Annotated in this window: 12 protein-coding genes and 1 pseudogene; 6 read left to right on the top strand and 7 right to left on the bottom strand. The window is 34.4% G+C overall.

The window, feature by feature from the left end; all coding sequences use genetic code 11:
• Window position 1 precedes the first annotated feature (1 nt).
• A complete protein-coding gene (locus tag ACKOWY_RS07065) occupies window positions 2-2299 on the bottom strand; it encodes a reprolysin-like metallopeptidase (protein WP_408940739.1) in 2298 nt (765 codons plus the stop codon).
• Window positions 2300-2501: 202 nt separating this feature from the next.
• On the opposite strand from ACKOWY_RS07065, the gene ACKOWY_RS07060 reads away from it, so the two are divergent.
• Together ACKOWY_RS07060 and bioB are read left to right on the top strand one after the other, a co-directional pair.
• Entirely contained in the window at window positions 2502-3434 is a 933-nt protein-coding gene (locus ACKOWY_RS07060; RefSeq protein WP_408940738.1) for a bifunctional riboflavin kinase/FAD synthetase, read from the top strand.
• A gap of 54 nt (window positions 3435-3488) precedes the next feature.
• Complete coding sequence (gene bioB, locus ACKOWY_RS07055; protein WP_408940737.1) at window positions 3489-4574, top strand: biotin synthase BioB; 1086 nt, start codon at window positions 3489-3491, stop codon at window positions 4572-4574.
• Window positions 4575-4615: 41 nt separating this feature from the next.
• Here the strand turns inward: bioB and ACKOWY_RS07050 are convergent, their stop codons facing one another.
• Entirely contained in the window at window positions 4616-9649 is a 5034-nt protein-coding gene (locus ACKOWY_RS07050) for a beta strand repeat-containing protein (RefSeq protein WP_408940736.1), read from the bottom strand.
• A 167-nt stretch (window positions 9650-9816) separates the two neighbouring features.
• Here ACKOWY_RS07050 and ACKOWY_RS07045 point away from each other — a divergent pair, with 167 nt between their 5' ends.
• Complete coding sequence (locus ACKOWY_RS07045) at window positions 9817-10251, top strand: regulatory protein RecX (protein ID WP_408940735.1); 435 nt, start codon at window positions 9817-9819, stop codon at window positions 10249-10251.
• On the opposite strand, the gene ACKOWY_RS07040 is transcribed toward ACKOWY_RS07045, so the two are convergent.
• Window positions 10244-11398, bottom strand: coding sequence for a beta-ketoacyl synthase N-terminal-like domain-containing protein (locus ACKOWY_RS07040; RefSeq protein ID WP_408940734.1), 1155 nt, complete (start codon window positions 11396-11398; stop codon window positions 10244-10246). The two genes, ACKOWY_RS07045 and ACKOWY_RS07040, sit on opposite strands and share 8 nt — an antisense overlap.
• 145 nt (window positions 11399-11543) lie before the next feature.
• On the opposite strand from ACKOWY_RS07040, the gene ACKOWY_RS07035 reads away from it, so the two are divergent.
• Both ACKOWY_RS07035 and ACKOWY_RS07030 read left to right on the top strand, forming a co-directional pair.
• Window positions 11544-12191 carry a queuosine precursor transporter gene (locus ACKOWY_RS07035; RefSeq protein WP_408940733.1) on the top strand — a complete coding sequence of 216 codons (648 nt, stop codon included), beginning with the start codon at window positions 11544-11546 and terminating at the stop codon, window positions 12189-12191.
• The gene (locus ACKOWY_RS07030) at window positions 12181-12741 is read left to right on the top strand and encodes a DNA-3-methyladenine glycosylase I (RefSeq protein WP_408940732.1); all 561 of its coding nucleotides are present in this window, start codon (window positions 12181-12183) and stop codon (window positions 12739-12741) included. The genes ACKOWY_RS07035 and ACKOWY_RS07030 overlap by 11 nt, the downstream gene beginning before the upstream one ends.
• A 10-nt stretch (window positions 12742-12751) precedes the next feature.
• Here the strand turns inward: ACKOWY_RS07030 and aat are convergent, their stop codons facing one another.
• The 3 genes from aat to ACKOWY_RS07015 all read right to left on the bottom strand — a co-directional run bounded on the left by aat (window position 12752) and on the right by ACKOWY_RS07015 (window position 14741).
• A complete protein-coding gene (aat, locus tag ACKOWY_RS07025) occupies window positions 12752-13393 on the bottom strand; it encodes a leucyl/phenylalanyl-tRNA--protein transferase (RefSeq protein WP_408940731.1) in 642 nt (213 codons plus the stop codon).
• 82 nt (window positions 13394-13475) lie between these two features.
• Window positions 13476-13853, bottom strand: a complete 378-nt coding sequence (locus tag ACKOWY_RS07020; RefSeq protein WP_408940730.1) for a DUF3127 domain-containing protein — start codon at window positions 13851-13853, stop codon at window positions 13476-13478.
• Between the two features lie 12 nt (window positions 13854-13865).
• Window positions 13866-14741 carry a flavin reductase family protein gene (locus ACKOWY_RS07015; RefSeq protein WP_408940729.1) on the bottom strand — a complete coding sequence of 292 codons (876 nt, stop codon included), beginning with the start codon at window positions 14739-14741 and terminating at the stop codon, window positions 13866-13868.
• 111 nt (window positions 14742-14852) lie between these two features.
• Between ACKOWY_RS07015 and ACKOWY_RS07010 the strand changes: the two are divergent.
• Window positions 14853-15383 (top strand): annotated as a pseudogene (locus tag ACKOWY_RS07010) (sensor histidine kinase); the annotation flags it as partial.
• Here ACKOWY_RS07010 and ACKOWY_RS07005 read toward each other — a convergent pair.
• Complete coding sequence (locus ACKOWY_RS07005; protein ID WP_408940757.1) at window positions 15343-15549, bottom strand: YDG domain-containing protein; 207 nt, start codon at window positions 15547-15549, stop codon at window positions 15343-15345. The pseudogene ACKOWY_RS07010 and the gene ACKOWY_RS07005 sit on opposite strands and share 41 nt — an antisense overlap.
• Between the last annotated feature and the right edge of the window lie 162 nt (window positions 15550-15711).

The following is a 15711-nucleotide window of genomic DNA, read 5'->3' as shown; positions in this document are numbered from 1 at the left end:
ATTATTCAATAACAATTCTTTTCACAATTTTTTGGTCACCATCTTTTACAGTTACCAAATAAACCCCTGCTTCAACATTGTTTAATTGAAGGTTTTGGTCAAATAATCCAGTGTTAGAATATTGTTTTTCAAAAATACTTCTACCTCTAATGTCATTAACAACAATGCTAATATCATTAGATGATGTTGAATCAAAACGTACATTAAAGTTTCCTCTATTAGGATTTGGATAAATACTAAAGTTAGCAAATCCAAACTCACTAGTTGATAATGAAGGAGTGATAGTAAAGTTTTTAGAATTTACCGCTAAAAACACATTTCCAACCGCTTTAACCATAAATCTACAAGTAGTTTTAGTTGTAGCAACATCTGGTAAAGTAACAGTATAAGAACCATTATTAGGCACACCAGAAGCAATTGTTGTCCAAGTTGTAGGATTTGGAGAAGTAGGAGTTGTTGCGTTAAAAGTTTCTAAAGCAGTAGATGCATTAGTAGTTAACAAAATATCTACTGTTGGAGAATTAAAAGGAGCAACATCTGTACTTCCTTTTACCCAAGTAATTGTTTGTTGAGATAAACCAACAAATGAAAGTCCTGTAGTATTTTGAGAAGAAACAGAAAAAGCTCCACCAGTAGCATTAACAGTAATTACTGAAGCATCAGTAGCTGTTTGACCACCACCAGCATGATTATCTCTAGCTGTAAATGTAAAGTTTAATGTTCTTGCAACAGAATTAACTGTTTCCCAGTTAGTATTTCCTGCAGTTGTTACAGCTAAAGTTCCTGCTAATATTTTACCCATTTGAGGGAAATATCTAAAATTATTAGCACTTGGCTTAAAGGTTCTAAAAGTAGGTCCTGCAGTTTTTGTTTGAACAACCTGACTACTTGTTCCAGCAGCAGTACCAACATCATTTTGCTCCCATAAATAAGTTAAAACATCACTAGTATCTGCATCGGTAGCAGTACCCGTTAACATAAAAGCTGTTCCTACTGGAATCGTATAATCTGAACCTGCATTAACCACTGGAGTAGCATTAGTTCCAGCTAAAGAAGTTGAAACAGGACAAGTTTTATTAGTCAAATTAGTTTGAATTTGATAGATTCCTTTATAAGAAAAGATTGGATCTGAATGTGTTTGAACATCATAACTTGTAATACCAGCATATCCCATAATAGTAGATCCACTTCCTGGTTCAGTTTGTGCAATAGTTCCTTCACTACTAAAAGTAAACGAGTGATTTCCTCCTAATTGGTGGCCCATTTCGTGAGCTACATAATCAATATCAAAACTATCTCCTTGAGGTAACCCAGAACCCGGAGAAGTGATTCCACTTCCTTTACTTCCAGCTACACATACACAACCAATACAACCTGCATTTCCACCACCACCTGACGCACCAAATAAGTGTCCGATATCATAATTAGCAGCAGTAATAACAGATGTTAGATTGGCTTGTAATTCAGCATTCCAATTACTCATGCTCGCTGCATCAGAGTAAGGATCTGTTGTAGCATCAAAATATATGATACTAGTATTATTAATCATGTTTAAGTGTAAGGCTAAGTCTTTTTCAAAAACTCCATTTACTCTAGTCATGGTAGCATTCATAGCAGCAATAACTGGAGTTGCAGTTGGGTTAGTTGTTGTAGCACCAAATGCATTAGAGTACTCTGCAGTACAAGATAATGCCAAACGCATTGTTTTGTAACTTCCTGCACTAGATTTTGAGGTAATAGCAGGACTGTTTAATAATTCTAATTCCAATTGCTCATTTGGAGTAGAACAATTAAATGGTTTTTTTACTCTATTTTTTGAATCATAAACTACATATAAAGTAGCAGCTTTATCATAAGCTTCCATAAATTCTGTCTCACCGTTTGGTCTAAACAAAATAGTTTGAATACCTAGTGGAGATACACTAAAATTAATTGTTGACCCAGGAGTTGTAATTCCTTTTCCTACATACGCTCTGATTTCAGGAAATAATGCCTGAAAATCGGGAGTCATATTTGAATTTTCCCAAACTTGAAATTTTTCAACTTCACCATTTGCATTTGGAAATTCTACGATTATTCCTGGCAATGAAGATAATTTGCTATTAGCATTAGCTAATGGTTGCTTAAAAGCGTTAACATCTACAGAAAAATAATTTTCGCCTTCTGTATTTACATTTTGCTGAACTCTGGCAATTTTTGATGTTACATTAGCAGACATTTTATGCCAAACAGATTTTTTTTGCGCAATAATTTGACCAAAAGTCATCAATACTGCTAAAAATAGTAATTGTTTTTTCATTTTAAATAGTTTATTTAAGATTTCAAATATAATAATATAAATTTATTGTTAAAAAAAATTAACTAAATTAATTAAAAATTAATTTTCATAGAGAATTAATTTGCAAGATATAAAGGCTATAGTTATACTATTATTTGGCGAAATCAATCTAAATTTATTTTTTAATTCTATTTAATCTAAATTTGCAATAAAATAATAACTTTTGAATACCTACAACTCCATTTTTGAATTTCCAAATAAAAAAACAATTGCTACCATTGGCACATTTGATGGAGTACATCTTGGTCATAAAAGAATTTTGGAGAAAATTATTTCTAATGCAAAAGAAGCAAACTGTGAAAGTGCCGTATTAACTTTCTATCCGCATCCCCGAATGGTATTGCAAAATGGCACCCCAATAAAATTGCTTACTACTATTGAAGAAAAAAAAGAATTGCTTAAAAAAATTGGAATTGATAATTTAATTATTCATCCGTTTAATAAAGAATTCTCGCAATTAAATGCTGAAGATTTTGTAAAAAAAGTCTTAGTTGACGAACTTCAAATTCAAAAAATTATTATTGGTTATGACCACCGATTTGGTGTAAATAGAACTGCAGATATTCATGATTTAATTGGTTTTGGGGAAAAATATGGATTTGAAGTTGAACAAATCGATGCGCAAGAAATTGATGAAATTGCTGTTAGTTCAACTAAAATTAGAAATTCGCTAGAAAGTGGCGCTATTACTTTAGCAAATAATTATTTAGGATATAATTATTTTTTTAGCGGAACCGTTGTAAAAGGAAATCAGCTAGGCAGAACAATTAGTTTTCCTACTGCAAATATAAAATTACATGATGACCATAAGTTAATTCCTATGAATGGGGTTTATTTTGTAAAAAGTAATATAAACGAAGAAAGCTGTCTTGGAATGATGAATATAGGAAATAGGCCAACCGTAGATGGAAAAAATCAAACCATCGAAGTAAATTATTTTGATCTTGATAAAGACCTATATGATCAAGAAATTACAATTGAAATAATCGATTTTATCCGTAATGAGCAAAAATTTGATTCGATTGATGCGCTAAAAAATCAACTAGAAAAAGATAAGATTTTTTGCAGTACGTACTTCAACAATAGTAAAGTTTAACATTGTAAGATAAAAAGTAATTAACTACTTTTGAAACATTAAAATTAGTATCAAATGGGTATTACCAAACACAACTGGACCAAAGAAGAAATTATTGCAATATACAACAAGCCCTTAATGGATTTAATGTATGAAGCAGCAACTATACATAGAGCGCAACACGATCCTAATGTAGTTCAAGTATCTACCTTATTATCAATAAAAACGGGAGGTTGTCCTGAAGATTGTGGCTATTGCCCTCAAGCAGCGCGTTACCATACCGATATTGAAGGGAACGACTTAATGAGTGTAAGTCAAGTAAAAGCGCAAGCATTACGAGCAAAATCGAGTGGTTCCTCTCGTGTTTGCATGGGTGCAGCTTGGAGAAATGTTAAAGACGGACCAGAATTTGATCAAGTATTAGAAATGGTTCGTACCATTAATAAATTAGACATGGAAGTATGTTGTACTTTGGGAATGCTTACTGAAAATCAAGCACAACGACTTGCAGAAGCTGGTTTATATGCCTACAACCATAATTTAGACACTTCAGAAGATTATTATAAAGAAGTAATCTCCACTAGAGGGTTTGAAGACCGTTTACAAACTATTGACAATGTTCGTAAAACTAATGTAACCGTTTGTAGTGGTGGAATTATCGGAATGGGGGAAAGTATTGAAGATCGTGCCGGAATGCTTGTAGCACTTTCAACTTTAAATCCACAACCCGAATCGGTGCCAATTAATGCTTTGGTTGCCGTAGAAGGAACTCCAATGGAAAATGAAAAGCCTGTTGAAATTTGGGAAATGATTCGAATGGTTGCAACTACAAGAATTGTAATGCCAGAAACTCAAGTTCGTTTATCTGCAGGTAGAACCGAAATGAGCCGTGAAGGGCAAGCCATGTGTTTCTTTGCTGGAGCAAATTCAATTTTTGCTGGTGATAAGTTATTGACTACTCCAAATCCGGATGTAAACGAAGACATGAAAATGTTTGAAACATTAGGCTTAATGCCTCAAAAACCATTTATCAAAGTAATGCAACCAAAAACGGTGGAGGCTGAAGATTCTCAATTTAAATCGTTGGGTGAAAAACCAAAATGGTCAAGACCGGATCATAAAATTGAAAGAAATCTTGAAGCATCTACAAAAGGGAAATAATATTTTAAAAAAGCGACAAAAATTTGTCGCTTTTTTTAATTCTAATTTACATACTTCTTAGTAATACTATCCCCCGAAATGGAAGTGATTTCTATAAATAACAACTGATTAATCGCTGAAAGTTGTAATGAAGTTTTGCTGGTATTATGGACTTCTTTTTCCAATAATACACTCCCTCTTGCATCCATAACCTTAACTTTAGAAATCAAAATAGAGCCAGCATCAATAAATAATTCTTGGTTGGGTTTATATATTACAACGGAATTTGCATTAATTGATGGAGCACTAACATTTGACAAATTGTTTTGAAACAAAATTTCAAATCTATTATTAAATGTTCCTTGTAAAGAAGAAAATGAATAATCTCCTTGCTTTAAATTATGAATACTATTTTCTTGTTTGTCTTTCAAAAAAATATCTTGGCTATTGAAAAGTCCATCAAAATTTGTCAATCCTATTTTATAATTCCCTGATGACTCTAAATGAATACCAATTGGGACCTCATCACTTTCTGAAAAAGGAAGTGGAAGACCCTGAATGGAAAGTGCGTTATTTTCTGCTAATGAATAAATACAAACCGATGTAGGATTCATCAAATAACCATCATAACCCCTATCAAAACCTAAGGTTGCTTCATTTGCATACCCAATTAAAGTTTGTTTAAAGCTCCCCGAAGTATCTGTAATACCTAACCAAAATCGATGTTTTTGGCTTTCAAAATTTGTCGGATTTAAAATACTCGGTGTTTTAAAAAACTGACTGTTATTTGCTACCAATCGCATGGAATTTAAAAATGTTGCAGTAGCATTATTCGTTAATCCTTTAATGAAAAATGACTGACCCGAAGCGATAGTTCCATTAGGTGTAGAATTGTTTATTCCTTGATTAACGGCAGCTGTACCAACTCCTCCTAGTAAATTGTAAACAGCATAATCATTGCTTGAATATTGCAAATTGGTTACTGGTGTGTTATGTGTCCACAAATAAATTGTCCCATCAACAGCCGAGGTATTCGCGGATGCAGACAAAAATAAATCGGCACTAATTGCACTAGGATAAGGGTTTCCAATTAAATTGTAATCACTAGTTGATACTTGAATTGGAGTAGTTATAATTCCATTATTTGGAACCCCAATAAATGAAGCATTATATATTGTTGCATTTACTGGATCAAAATTTTGAGGGGCACGAACAATATATCCTTTCCCAATATTCATTAAATTACTTGAAGAAACTACAGCCCAATTTCCAATATTAGGATCAAATCGAAAGAACTTGTCATCTAAAGTTAATGGTGAAAGACCAAATAATGATTGGAAATTAACCGGTGATGACCAATAGGTATAATCGTATTTTTTCATCGGAGTAGTATTCCGCTTGTAAGTAATATTCCCCGTATTAACTGCATTATTTATTTGAATTAAACTCGAATTATTTTCAAAAATTAAAGACCCTCCAGAAACAATTACTTCATTTGTAACTACAAAATTATGATTGGAATTTACTTGTACCGTTCCAGAATTTACCATCAATGAACAAGCATACATATCTGAATTTGAAGAGTAATTTCCTGAAAAAATTGCCTGAGTGCTAGCATTTGGAGTTCCATTACTCCAAGCTATTCCATTCCATGTTGTTGAAATAACTTTAATTTGGGCAGCATTAGAATAAGCAGTGCAAGTTCCGTTTAAAAGTAGTTTACAATAAAATTGATAATTTGAAAATAAATTTAAATTACCTGTCAAATTAAGTGTTGGTGTTGTTTCACCAGAAATACTAACCCCCGAAAAAGAACTAGAAATTACGGGTGCCCATGTTGAAGAAACAGAATCGTTAAAATACCATTGGTAAGTTAATATTCCACTTGAAGCACTAGCACCAACCGTAAAATTTGCAGTAGTCCCACAAACACTATTATCTACTGGGTTTAAATTTATAGAGGGCATATTAGAAACATAGGTAAAAGGAACGCTACCTAAATTTAAACAAGACTCAGACGATTGAATTGTCCAATCAGTAGTATTGTAAATTACTGATGGCCCCACAGCAGATACATTTCTTGTAATAGAATAACCCAATTCATTTGGGCAATAAACCAAATCTTGAAGAACTCCGTTTTTTGTTAATCGAATTTCATCATTTTCATTAAGTGTGTAATTTTTATTAGAATAATTAAATCCTAAAGATCCACAAATAGAATCAATTCCTAAATCAGCTAAATAAATCCCTCCAGGATGAATTGTCCCGGATAATTCAATAGTATGAATTCCATTAGTTTGTCCTATATCACCATATCGAATTAACTTATAATCTGCACCAATTGCATCTAAATCAATTGTTTCTGATGTTGGATTGTATAATTCAGCATAAAAAGATTTTCCTGTAAGCGAACTGTATATTTCAGAAATGATTAATCCATTTAAATTATTTGCAGAAGAACAATTACCAGAGCTCGAAAGTTGATTGAAATTAGTGGTCGAATTCGCTGTACAATTTCCTTCTGTAACCGATACTAACCCATTAGTTACTCCAGAAGGAACCGTAGCTATTAGAGTACTGCTATTTACAAAAATTACGGTTGCTGCATTGCTGTTAAACTTCACTAAAGTACTAGAAGTAAATCCCGAACCAGAAATAGTTACCTCTGTTCCTGCAGGTCCACTAGTGGGAACAAAACTTGTGATAGCTGCCGTTGGCGAGCATCCTGCAGTAATAACTATTGAATAATCTTCTACTTCTCCATCAAAACCGGTAGCACAGGCAGAAGAATCATTATTATAAGTCACCATTACACGCATTCTCGTAGTTCCTAAAATTGCTGTTGCGGGTATTGTAATATTAATTGGTGAAACATTAGTTAAACCATTTGTTGTATTTGTAGCTGAACCTAAGTCAAATGCTTCTCCAAAATCAAAAAAATCACCATCCTGATTGAAGTCAATCCAAACATAAGCTAATACGGTATTGTTTCCATCTGTATTTAATTTAACAGATAATGGATACATTGCCCCTTTTTGTAAATTAGTAGACTGAGATGCCGTATAATCCGAATAACCAGATGGTTTTGCTGAGGTATTATTGATTGTATTAATTGATACATTCGTAATAGAAGTTTGAAAAACTGTTGTACCACTTGAAGGACAATAAATTAAGATTGGGGTTTGACAGATGCTTACACCCGAACTCCATTCGGTACCTCTTCTTACAAATACTTTGAAACAATAATTCAAATAATTAGTTAATCCTGAAACAATAAAGTTACTACCCGTTCCTTTGTAAATAACTTGATTTGGCGAAGAATATGTTGAATTTGCACTATACGAACTACCATCTCCAGATGGAGTAAAAGTGACTGCCCCCTGATTTGCAACAACTAAATATTCATCATAGCACGATAAAGGTGTTGGCCTATTCCAAGTAATTGTAGACTGAGCATTTTCAATTGATGCCGCTAAAGCAGATACATTGGGTACATTAATCGTAACATTAGTAATATTCCATGAGCCCGAAGAGTTAATTCCGTAAGACCAACCCGTTTGCGTATTTCCTTTATACGCTAATATGGTAAAGGAATAATTAGTATTGTTTAGTAATCCAGTAATCGTTGCAGTAGTCGCTGAGCCAATATAAACACATTTTCCTAGGGTTGCTGGAGTCGCAGTTGTAGCCAAGCTAAAATTAGAATTTGCGCTGTATGAACTCGCATCAAATTGTAACGTTGAAGTTGGTGCAGTTGCTCCTTGTGAAGCAAAAACCATATATCCATCTGGAGTTATAGAACCTACTGCAGTTGGTATAGAAGCAGTCCAGGATACTAAAACAGAATTATTTCCATAACATGCAACTGCATTAAGTGGGTTATTTGGATTGCTATTTGTAACATATAGAGTAGCGGCTGAAGAAGTAATGCTAGCGCAAGGTAATGCTCCGCTTACAATACATTGATATTGGTAACCATTCATTGCAAGCGTTACAGAAGAAACAGTCATTGTTGCCGTTGTTACATTACTGTATGGAGCACTATTGCTTAAATTTACAAATCCGGAGCCGGTATTAACTTGCCATTGATAGGTTAAGCCAGCTCCAGTGGCAACAACACTAAAATTAGTTGAATTCGTCTCACTTATAATACTATTTACAGGATTAGTAGTAAAACTTGGTGTGTTATTTATTGTAACTGCATAAGGTCCAAGTGCTGATGACCAACAACCAGTTGCTCCAGAATTTGGATCAAAAGCCCTAACATAGTAATTTCCAGAAGTAGAAACATTTAATGGCGCTGTCGCATTATTAATTGTTGAAGTACCGTTAACAGAAGTTTGCCAATAATTCATAATTGGTGCCGTTGCAGTACCAGAATAGGTCAATAATGTAGAACCGCAAGCAGGTGAAGTCCCAGAAATAGATCCATTTGGAATTGAAGGCGGAGTACAAGCAGGACTTGCAACTCCATTTATAACCACATCATCAATACTAAATGTACCACCTGCAGCTTCTGCATTCCATGCATAAAATCTAAAAGTAATAGCAGAACTAATTACATCATAGGCGGAGCCTAAGGTGATTGTACTTCCAAGATTTGCAGAAGTAGAGGAGTCTACAACTTGGAATATATTATTAGACACTACTGATAGATTTGCATTTGCTGTAGCAATACTTGCAGGCAAATTTGTTGTATAATCCAAACTAGATCTAACGGCATATTGTCGTATACCCGTCCCTGACCTTTGCAGCGTAAAAGTAATTGAATTAATATCTAAAGTAAATCCAGCTTGCGGGGTTATAGTAACTTGATAATATTTTGCAATGTTTAGCGACCCCGTAAATACATCACTCCCGTTTGTAGCCCCTGTATCATTTCCTGTAAATGAAAACCTACCTCCTGCATTGGGATTCGTAGATAATCCAACAGATGAAAAAGGTCCGAAAGTAACTCCAGTTGCTGTTGGAACAGCAGTTGGATCATTAGATCCAGATGAAGTGGTAACCGATGTAAATGGGTAGGTGCCTGAAAAACTCTGTCCCCAAGAGATTATTCCCCAAAACAGCGCTATAAAAAGTAATTTTAACTTCATTTTTTTGAAATTAATTTATTTTAGGGTTAAAAAATACAGAGTTCAAAATTAATTCTAATTAACAGGATTTCAATACATTTGTAATATTAAATTATTAACAAAAATCCCCACTATTCTTGGCTATTAATTCTAAACCTGTAAGTTCAATTTCTGAAGCAATTCAAAAAATGGAAAGCTATTGTGCTTACCAAGAGCGATGCCATCTAGAAGTGCAAGAAAAATTGCGAGGATTTGATATCGCTTCTATAGATAAAGAAAGGGTAATTGTTCATTTAATTGATCATAATTATCTTAATGAAGAACGATTTGCCTCTTTATTTACAATTAGTAAATTCCACCAAAAAAAATGGGGTAAAATTCGGATTAAAAACGAGTTAAAAGCCCGCAGAATTTCCGATTTTTTAATAACAAAATCACTCAAAGAAATTCCTTCAGAAGAATACGAAACAACCTTCGAAATCTTATCTGAAAAACATTGGGAAACATTACCAGAAAGAGATTCTTCAAAAAAAAGAAAAAAATTCTGTGACTTTCTGCTGCGAAAAGGTTGGGAAAGTGATAAAATTTACGAAAAGCTAAAGCAATTAGAAAAGTCTATTTAGAAACTAAAATACTTACCGCATTTCCTCCAAAACCAACTGCGTTAATTAGTACTTTACGAATGTTTTTTCTAGGGGTTTGCTTTTCAGCAAAGGGTACTTCAACAAATTGATTGTGTTGTATCATTAATAGCGCCAATTCCAAACTTAACATTCCAGAAGCCCCAAAAGTGTGGCCTATTTTCCATTTATTAGTGGTGAGCATCGGATGCTGATCTCCAAATACTTTTAAAATAGCTTTATATTCTGAACTGTCGCCTTTTATGGTTCCAGGTGCATGCATCACAATAGCATCTACCTCATCTAAATCTGTGTTTTGAAGAGCCATTTTCATCGAATTTTGAAAACAATTCGCTTCCTCAGAAATAGAAATATTGTGTTCTAAATCATCTGTTGCATATCCTATTCCTTCAATATAACCCAATGCATTTTTAGAATTTCCAATCTCCAAACAAGCAACGCCAGCTCCTTCTCCAAGAACCATGCTGTTTTTTGTTTTACTCAAATCAAATGCTTTACAAGGAAACTCCGGTTCTTCATTCGCATAAATTTTTAATGCTTGCATTTGTGCCAAAGTAAAAGCCGTTAAAGGTGCCTCGCTTCCTCCAACTAAAAATTGAGTGGCCATCCCCGATTGAAGCCAAGCAACTGCATTTAAAATGGCGTGCAAGGCGGTAGAACAGGTTATGGAATGCGAAATTTCAGGACCTTTATTTTTTAAATCGTGTGCCACCCATGAGGATATATTTCCCAAAGTAGTGGTAGGCGAAGTGAGTGTTGCCGTTCGTCCTGTTTTTAAAAATTCTTGGTGGTATTTTTCAAATAATTGAGTGGCTCCTCTTGACGATCCTATATTAATTCCGAATTCATCTCCTGCTTTCCAACCCGCATTTTTTATTGCTTGTCTTGAAACTAGAATTGCCAACAATACGGTTTCGTCTAAAGCCTTATATTTAATATCTGATTTTCGCAGCAATTCTATTTCATTTCTTAATTCATTCGGAATTGTGGCTACAAAATACTTTTGATTATTGTATTTTTTACTTGAAATCAATGATTCATCGGAAAGGTAATTTTGCCAAATAGCATCTGGTGTATTTCCTAAAGGCGAAATAGTAGACAAAGAGGTTATGGCAATATTAGTTTTCAAGCTTCAAAATTTGATAACAAATATAGGCAAAACTTACAATTTGAAAGCCTAATAATCGCTTTAAAAGTAAACTTCTAGTTATTATTTAATGTATAAAACAATTACAAAAAACTATATCTTTGAGGCTAGGTAAATTAAGAGCACAATGTTTCAAAATAAAAAAGATATCGTTTATGTAATTCTTGCGGGAATCTTTATAACCAATGCGGTGGTAGCCGAATTAATTGGCGGAAAATTAATAACTGTTTTTGGAGTTCCAATGAGTGTAGGAATATTGCCTTGGCCTATAGTTTTTGTAACCACCGATTTAATCAACGAATATTTTGGAGAAAAAGGAGTGCGTAAATTATCATTAATTACTGCCAGTTTGATCATCTACACCTTCGCTATTTTATTCATTGCCATGAAAATTCCAGCTATGAAAGGCGCAAACTTAATTACCGACGACCAATTTAATGGCGTTTTTGGCCAAAGTATGTGGATTATTGTGGGTAGTATTACTGCATTTATGGTTTCCCAATTAATTGATGTGACTATTTTTCATTTTGTAAAAAATAAAACCGGTGGAAAAATGATTTGGCTACGAAGTACCGGTTCTACTGTTATTTCTCAGTTATTTGATAGTTTCATTGTGTTGGGTATTGCCTTTTGGATGACAAGAAAAATGACCACCGAAATTTTTATTGCTTCGGCAATAACAGGATATTTTGTGAAATTAGTAATTGCCATTTTATTAACTCCTTTAATCTACTTGGGGCATTCCTTAATTGAAAAATACATTCATGGAAAATAAAATTCGTTGCGCTTGGTGCGAAAAAGACGATTTATACAGAAATTACCACGATCATGAATGGGGAAAGCCTGTTTATGAGGATCAAAAATTATTTGAGTTTTTAATCTTAGAAACTTTTCAAGCTGGTTTGAGTTGGTACACCATTTTAAAAAAACGGGAGAATTTTAGGATGGCTTTCGCCGATTTTGATTACAAAAAAGTCGCTTTATTCTCGGAAGAAAAAATTCAAGAATTACTTTTGGATGCCGGAATCATTAGAAACCAACTCAAAATAAGAGCTGCAGTTGCCAATGCCATTGCTTTCATAAAAGTGCAAGAGGAATTTGGGACTTTTTCAAAATACATTTGGAATTTCACCAACGGAAAACCCATCGATAACAATCCGAAAACTCTAAAAGACATCCCATCCTCAACTCCACTTTCTGATGCAATTAGCAAGGATTTAAAAAAACGCGGATTTAAATTTGTGGGGACCACCGTTGTTTATGCTCACATGCAAGCCACCGGAATGGTTAATGATCATATTGAAAGTTGTTGGACTAGATTGTAGTGTTCGGAATTTAAAGCTGAGTTTGTAAAATTTTCATAAAAAGGTCTCTAGAGATTTCAAAAGCACCTAATTTTTCTAAATGGTCGTTGTGAACTTGGCAATCTAAAAGCAAATAATTGCGCTCTTTTAAGTAGTCAATTAATTTTACAAAAGCCACTTTACTCGCATTTGGAACTTTAGAAAACATGCTTTCCCCACAAAAAACGTGACCCAAATCTACGCCATACAAACCGCCAACCAACTCGTTATTTTGCCATACTTCAAATGAAATAGCTTTCCCTTTTTGATGAAGTTTTGTGTAGGAATGTATTATTTCTTTAGAAATCCAAGTCCCATCTTGACCCTTGCGTTCAATTTTTTGACAATTGGAAATTACAGCAGTAAAATCTTGGTTGATGGTAACCTCAAATAAATTTCTATTAATGATATTCCTCAGACTTTTTGGAGCCTTATAATCTTTTGGGTTGACCACCATCCGCTGGAGTGGAGCCCACCAAAGAATTGGGTCATCCGAATCATACCAAGGAAAAATACCATTAGTATACGCTAATAGCAATCGCTCAATAGATAAGTCACCACCAACGGCCAAAATGCCTTCATAATTGGCTTCTTCAACAGGAGGGAAATACAATTCTTTAGATAAAAAATACATAGCGGAATTTTCACATCAATAAAAAAGCCAGAAATTCAAGTACTACTTAAACTTCTGACTTCTATCTTAGACTTCTAACTTATTAGAAAGGTAAATCGTCGTGCTCTTCTTCTTTAAAATCAGTTGCTGGAGCAAAAGTTTCTGCTGCAGGAACCGGTGGCATCCCTTGAGCTGCTGGAGCATCCGATTGTGTTTTTTCAATTCTCCATCCTTGAATTGAGTTGAAATATTTAGTTTCTCCTTGCGGATTAACCCACTCTCTACCTCTTAAATTAATAGATACTTTTACTGCATCACCAATTGAATAGTTGTTTAAAATATCACATTTATCTTGAGTAAACTCAATCATAATGTGCTGTGGATACTGCTCATCTGTAGTAACTACTAATTCTCTTTTTTTAAACGAAGCGCTTACTTGTTGCTCTGCGTTAATCACTTTTACTTTTCCTAATACTTCCATAATAATTCTAATTTATTTTTTTGCTAAAAGCACTTTCCATGCAGTTAACGATTCGTTTTTGTCTAAATATTCTTTGGCTAATTGAAATTTTTTAACCTCATCATCAGCACTTAAAACTGCTTTAATTTCAAAATTTTGCTTTACAAATATAGTAATTTCTTCTTCACTTGGCAACGCTTCAACATTTCCTAATTTTCCTAAATCATTACCATTAAAAATACCGCATTCTATAATAAATTCCGGAATTGCATCTACTCCAATTCCTAGTGTTGCCAATGGTTTTTCTACTTCAAATAAACCTTGGTTGGCTCTAGAATACCAATTACCTCCCAATCGGGAAACCAAATCAATTTTGGATGGATCAATCATTCCATTCGGATCTAAAACGGCTTCATTAATATGAATACGAACGACCTCACAAATAATTAAATTTCCTGCTCCGCCCTCGGTTCCTAATGAAATAATTTCGTTAACCACACATTCCATTTGCACCGGACTTTCACCTACTCGATAAGGCTTTACCACCTCGGAAGGAAGTGCTGTAAGTCCTGCTTTAACAAATTCATTTACGCCATCTCCATATTCGGTGCTGGATAAAGACATTTGTTGAACGATGTCATAATTCACCACATTAATTACAACTTGCTTGGTTTCTTGGCAATTAACTAATGTGTGTTTAACCGAATTATCGCGACCGCGTCGTGCCGGAGAAAAAACTAATATTGGTGGATTGGCACTAAATACATTAAAAAAACTAAAGGGAGACAAGTTGGGATTTCCATTTTTATCTACCGTACTTGCAAATGCAATAGGTCTTGGCGCAATGGCACTTTGCAAATAGCCTTGAAGCTTTGCTGTACCAACATCTTTAGGATTTATAGTTACCATATCGAATCAATTTTTACAAAGATATAAAATGCATCATGAATTTTTATTTCAAAACAAATTCATTTTGTAGCAGCAATCATTTTTTTCTTACATTTAAAAAAAAATTTATTCATGCAGTTTTCAGAGAAAAGAAATATTACACGATGGGTTATCATTATGGCTTCCTTTCTTATTATAAGCCTAATTTTATGGAATACCTATTCGTTTTTTCAAATTTTCAAAAATGAAGAGCGTGTAAAAATGGAGCAATGGGCTTCGGCATTAAAAACATTGAACAATGCCGATGAAAATGCCGATACCGAATTACCACTAAAGATCATTCAAAATGCAAGAATTCCAATAATTGCAATTCAGGATAATGTAATTGTTAACAGTAATAACATTGATGAAGATATTGTAAATGATAAAATAAAATTGGCTGCCTTTTTAAGAAAACTAAAATCAGAAAATGAGCCTATCAAATTGGAATATTCTCCAGGGAAATTTCAATATTTATACTACGGAAATTCGGCGCTACTCAATAAATTAAAATACTATCCGGTTGCCTTATTGCTTATTATTTTCTTATTCGGTTCCTTAGTTTACAACTTTTATAAAAGCACTAAAATGGCGACCCAAAACAAACTTTGGGCTGGTATGAGCTGACCGTGGTCGTGTAGCTACCGGCGTTGGCACTCGACAAGGCTGCCGCACTGCCACTGACCCCCAGCGTTTCGGTACCTACCAGGCCACTCAGCGTGCCCACCGTCACCGCGCCCGCCGCCGTGCTGGCGTTATAGGTTTTGCCGGCAATGCTTGGCGCACTCACCGTCAGGATGGCTTTGTTGATCACCGCACTCACGCCGGTGCTGTCGGCCAAACTGTAGTTGCCAGCCTGACCGCCGTTGGTGCCATCGCTCAGGCTGTAGCTGACCGTGGTCGTGTAGCTACCGGCATTGGGGCTCGACAAGGCTGCCGCACTGCCACTGAC

This window comes from Flavobacterium sp. (genome assembly GCF_046073885.1).
Classification (GTDB): domain Bacteria; phylum Bacteroidota; class Bacteroidia; order Flavobacteriales; family Flavobacteriaceae; genus Flavobacterium.
The sequence above is the reverse complement of the archived record's forward strand: the minus strand, read 5'-3'. Positions and strand labels throughout refer to the sequence as shown.

Bases quoted from the DNA above. Each gene is read 5' to 3' on its own strand.
- ACKOWY_RS07020 (WP_408940730.1), bottom strand. From the start codon at position 13,853: ATGGAAGTATTAGGAAAAGTAAAAGTGATTAACGCAGAGCAACAAGTA.
- ACKOWY_RS07050 (WP_408940736.1), bottom strand. From the start codon at position 9,649: ATGAAGTTAAAATTACTTTTTATAGCGCTGTTTTGGGGAATAATCTCT.
- ACKOWY_RS07030 (WP_408940732.1), top strand. From the start codon at position 12,181: ATGGAAAATAAAATTCGTTGCGCTTGGTGCGAAAAAGACGATTTATAC.
- ACKOWY_RS07045 (WP_408940735.1), top strand. From the start codon at position 9,817: ATGGAAAGCTATTGTGCTTACCAAGAGCGATGCCATCTAGAAGTGCAA.
- bioB (WP_408940737.1), top strand. From the start codon at position 3,489: ATGGGTATTACCAAACACAACTGGACCAAAGAAGAAATTATTGCAATA.
- ACKOWY_RS07035 (WP_408940733.1), top strand. From the start codon at position 11,544: ATGTTTCAAAATAAAAAAGATATCGTTTATGTAATTCTTGCGGGAATC.
- ACKOWY_RS07065 (WP_408940739.1), bottom strand. From the start codon at position 2,299: ATGAAAAAACAATTACTATTTTTAGCAGTATTGATGACTTTTGGTCAA.
- ACKOWY_RS07015 (WP_408940729.1), bottom strand. From the start codon at position 14,741: ATGGTAACTATAAATCCTAAAGATGTTGGTACAGCAAAGCTTCAAGGC.
- aat (WP_408940731.1), bottom strand. From the start codon at position 13,393: ATGTATTTTTTATCTAAAGAATTGTATTTCCCTCCTGTTGAAGAAGCC.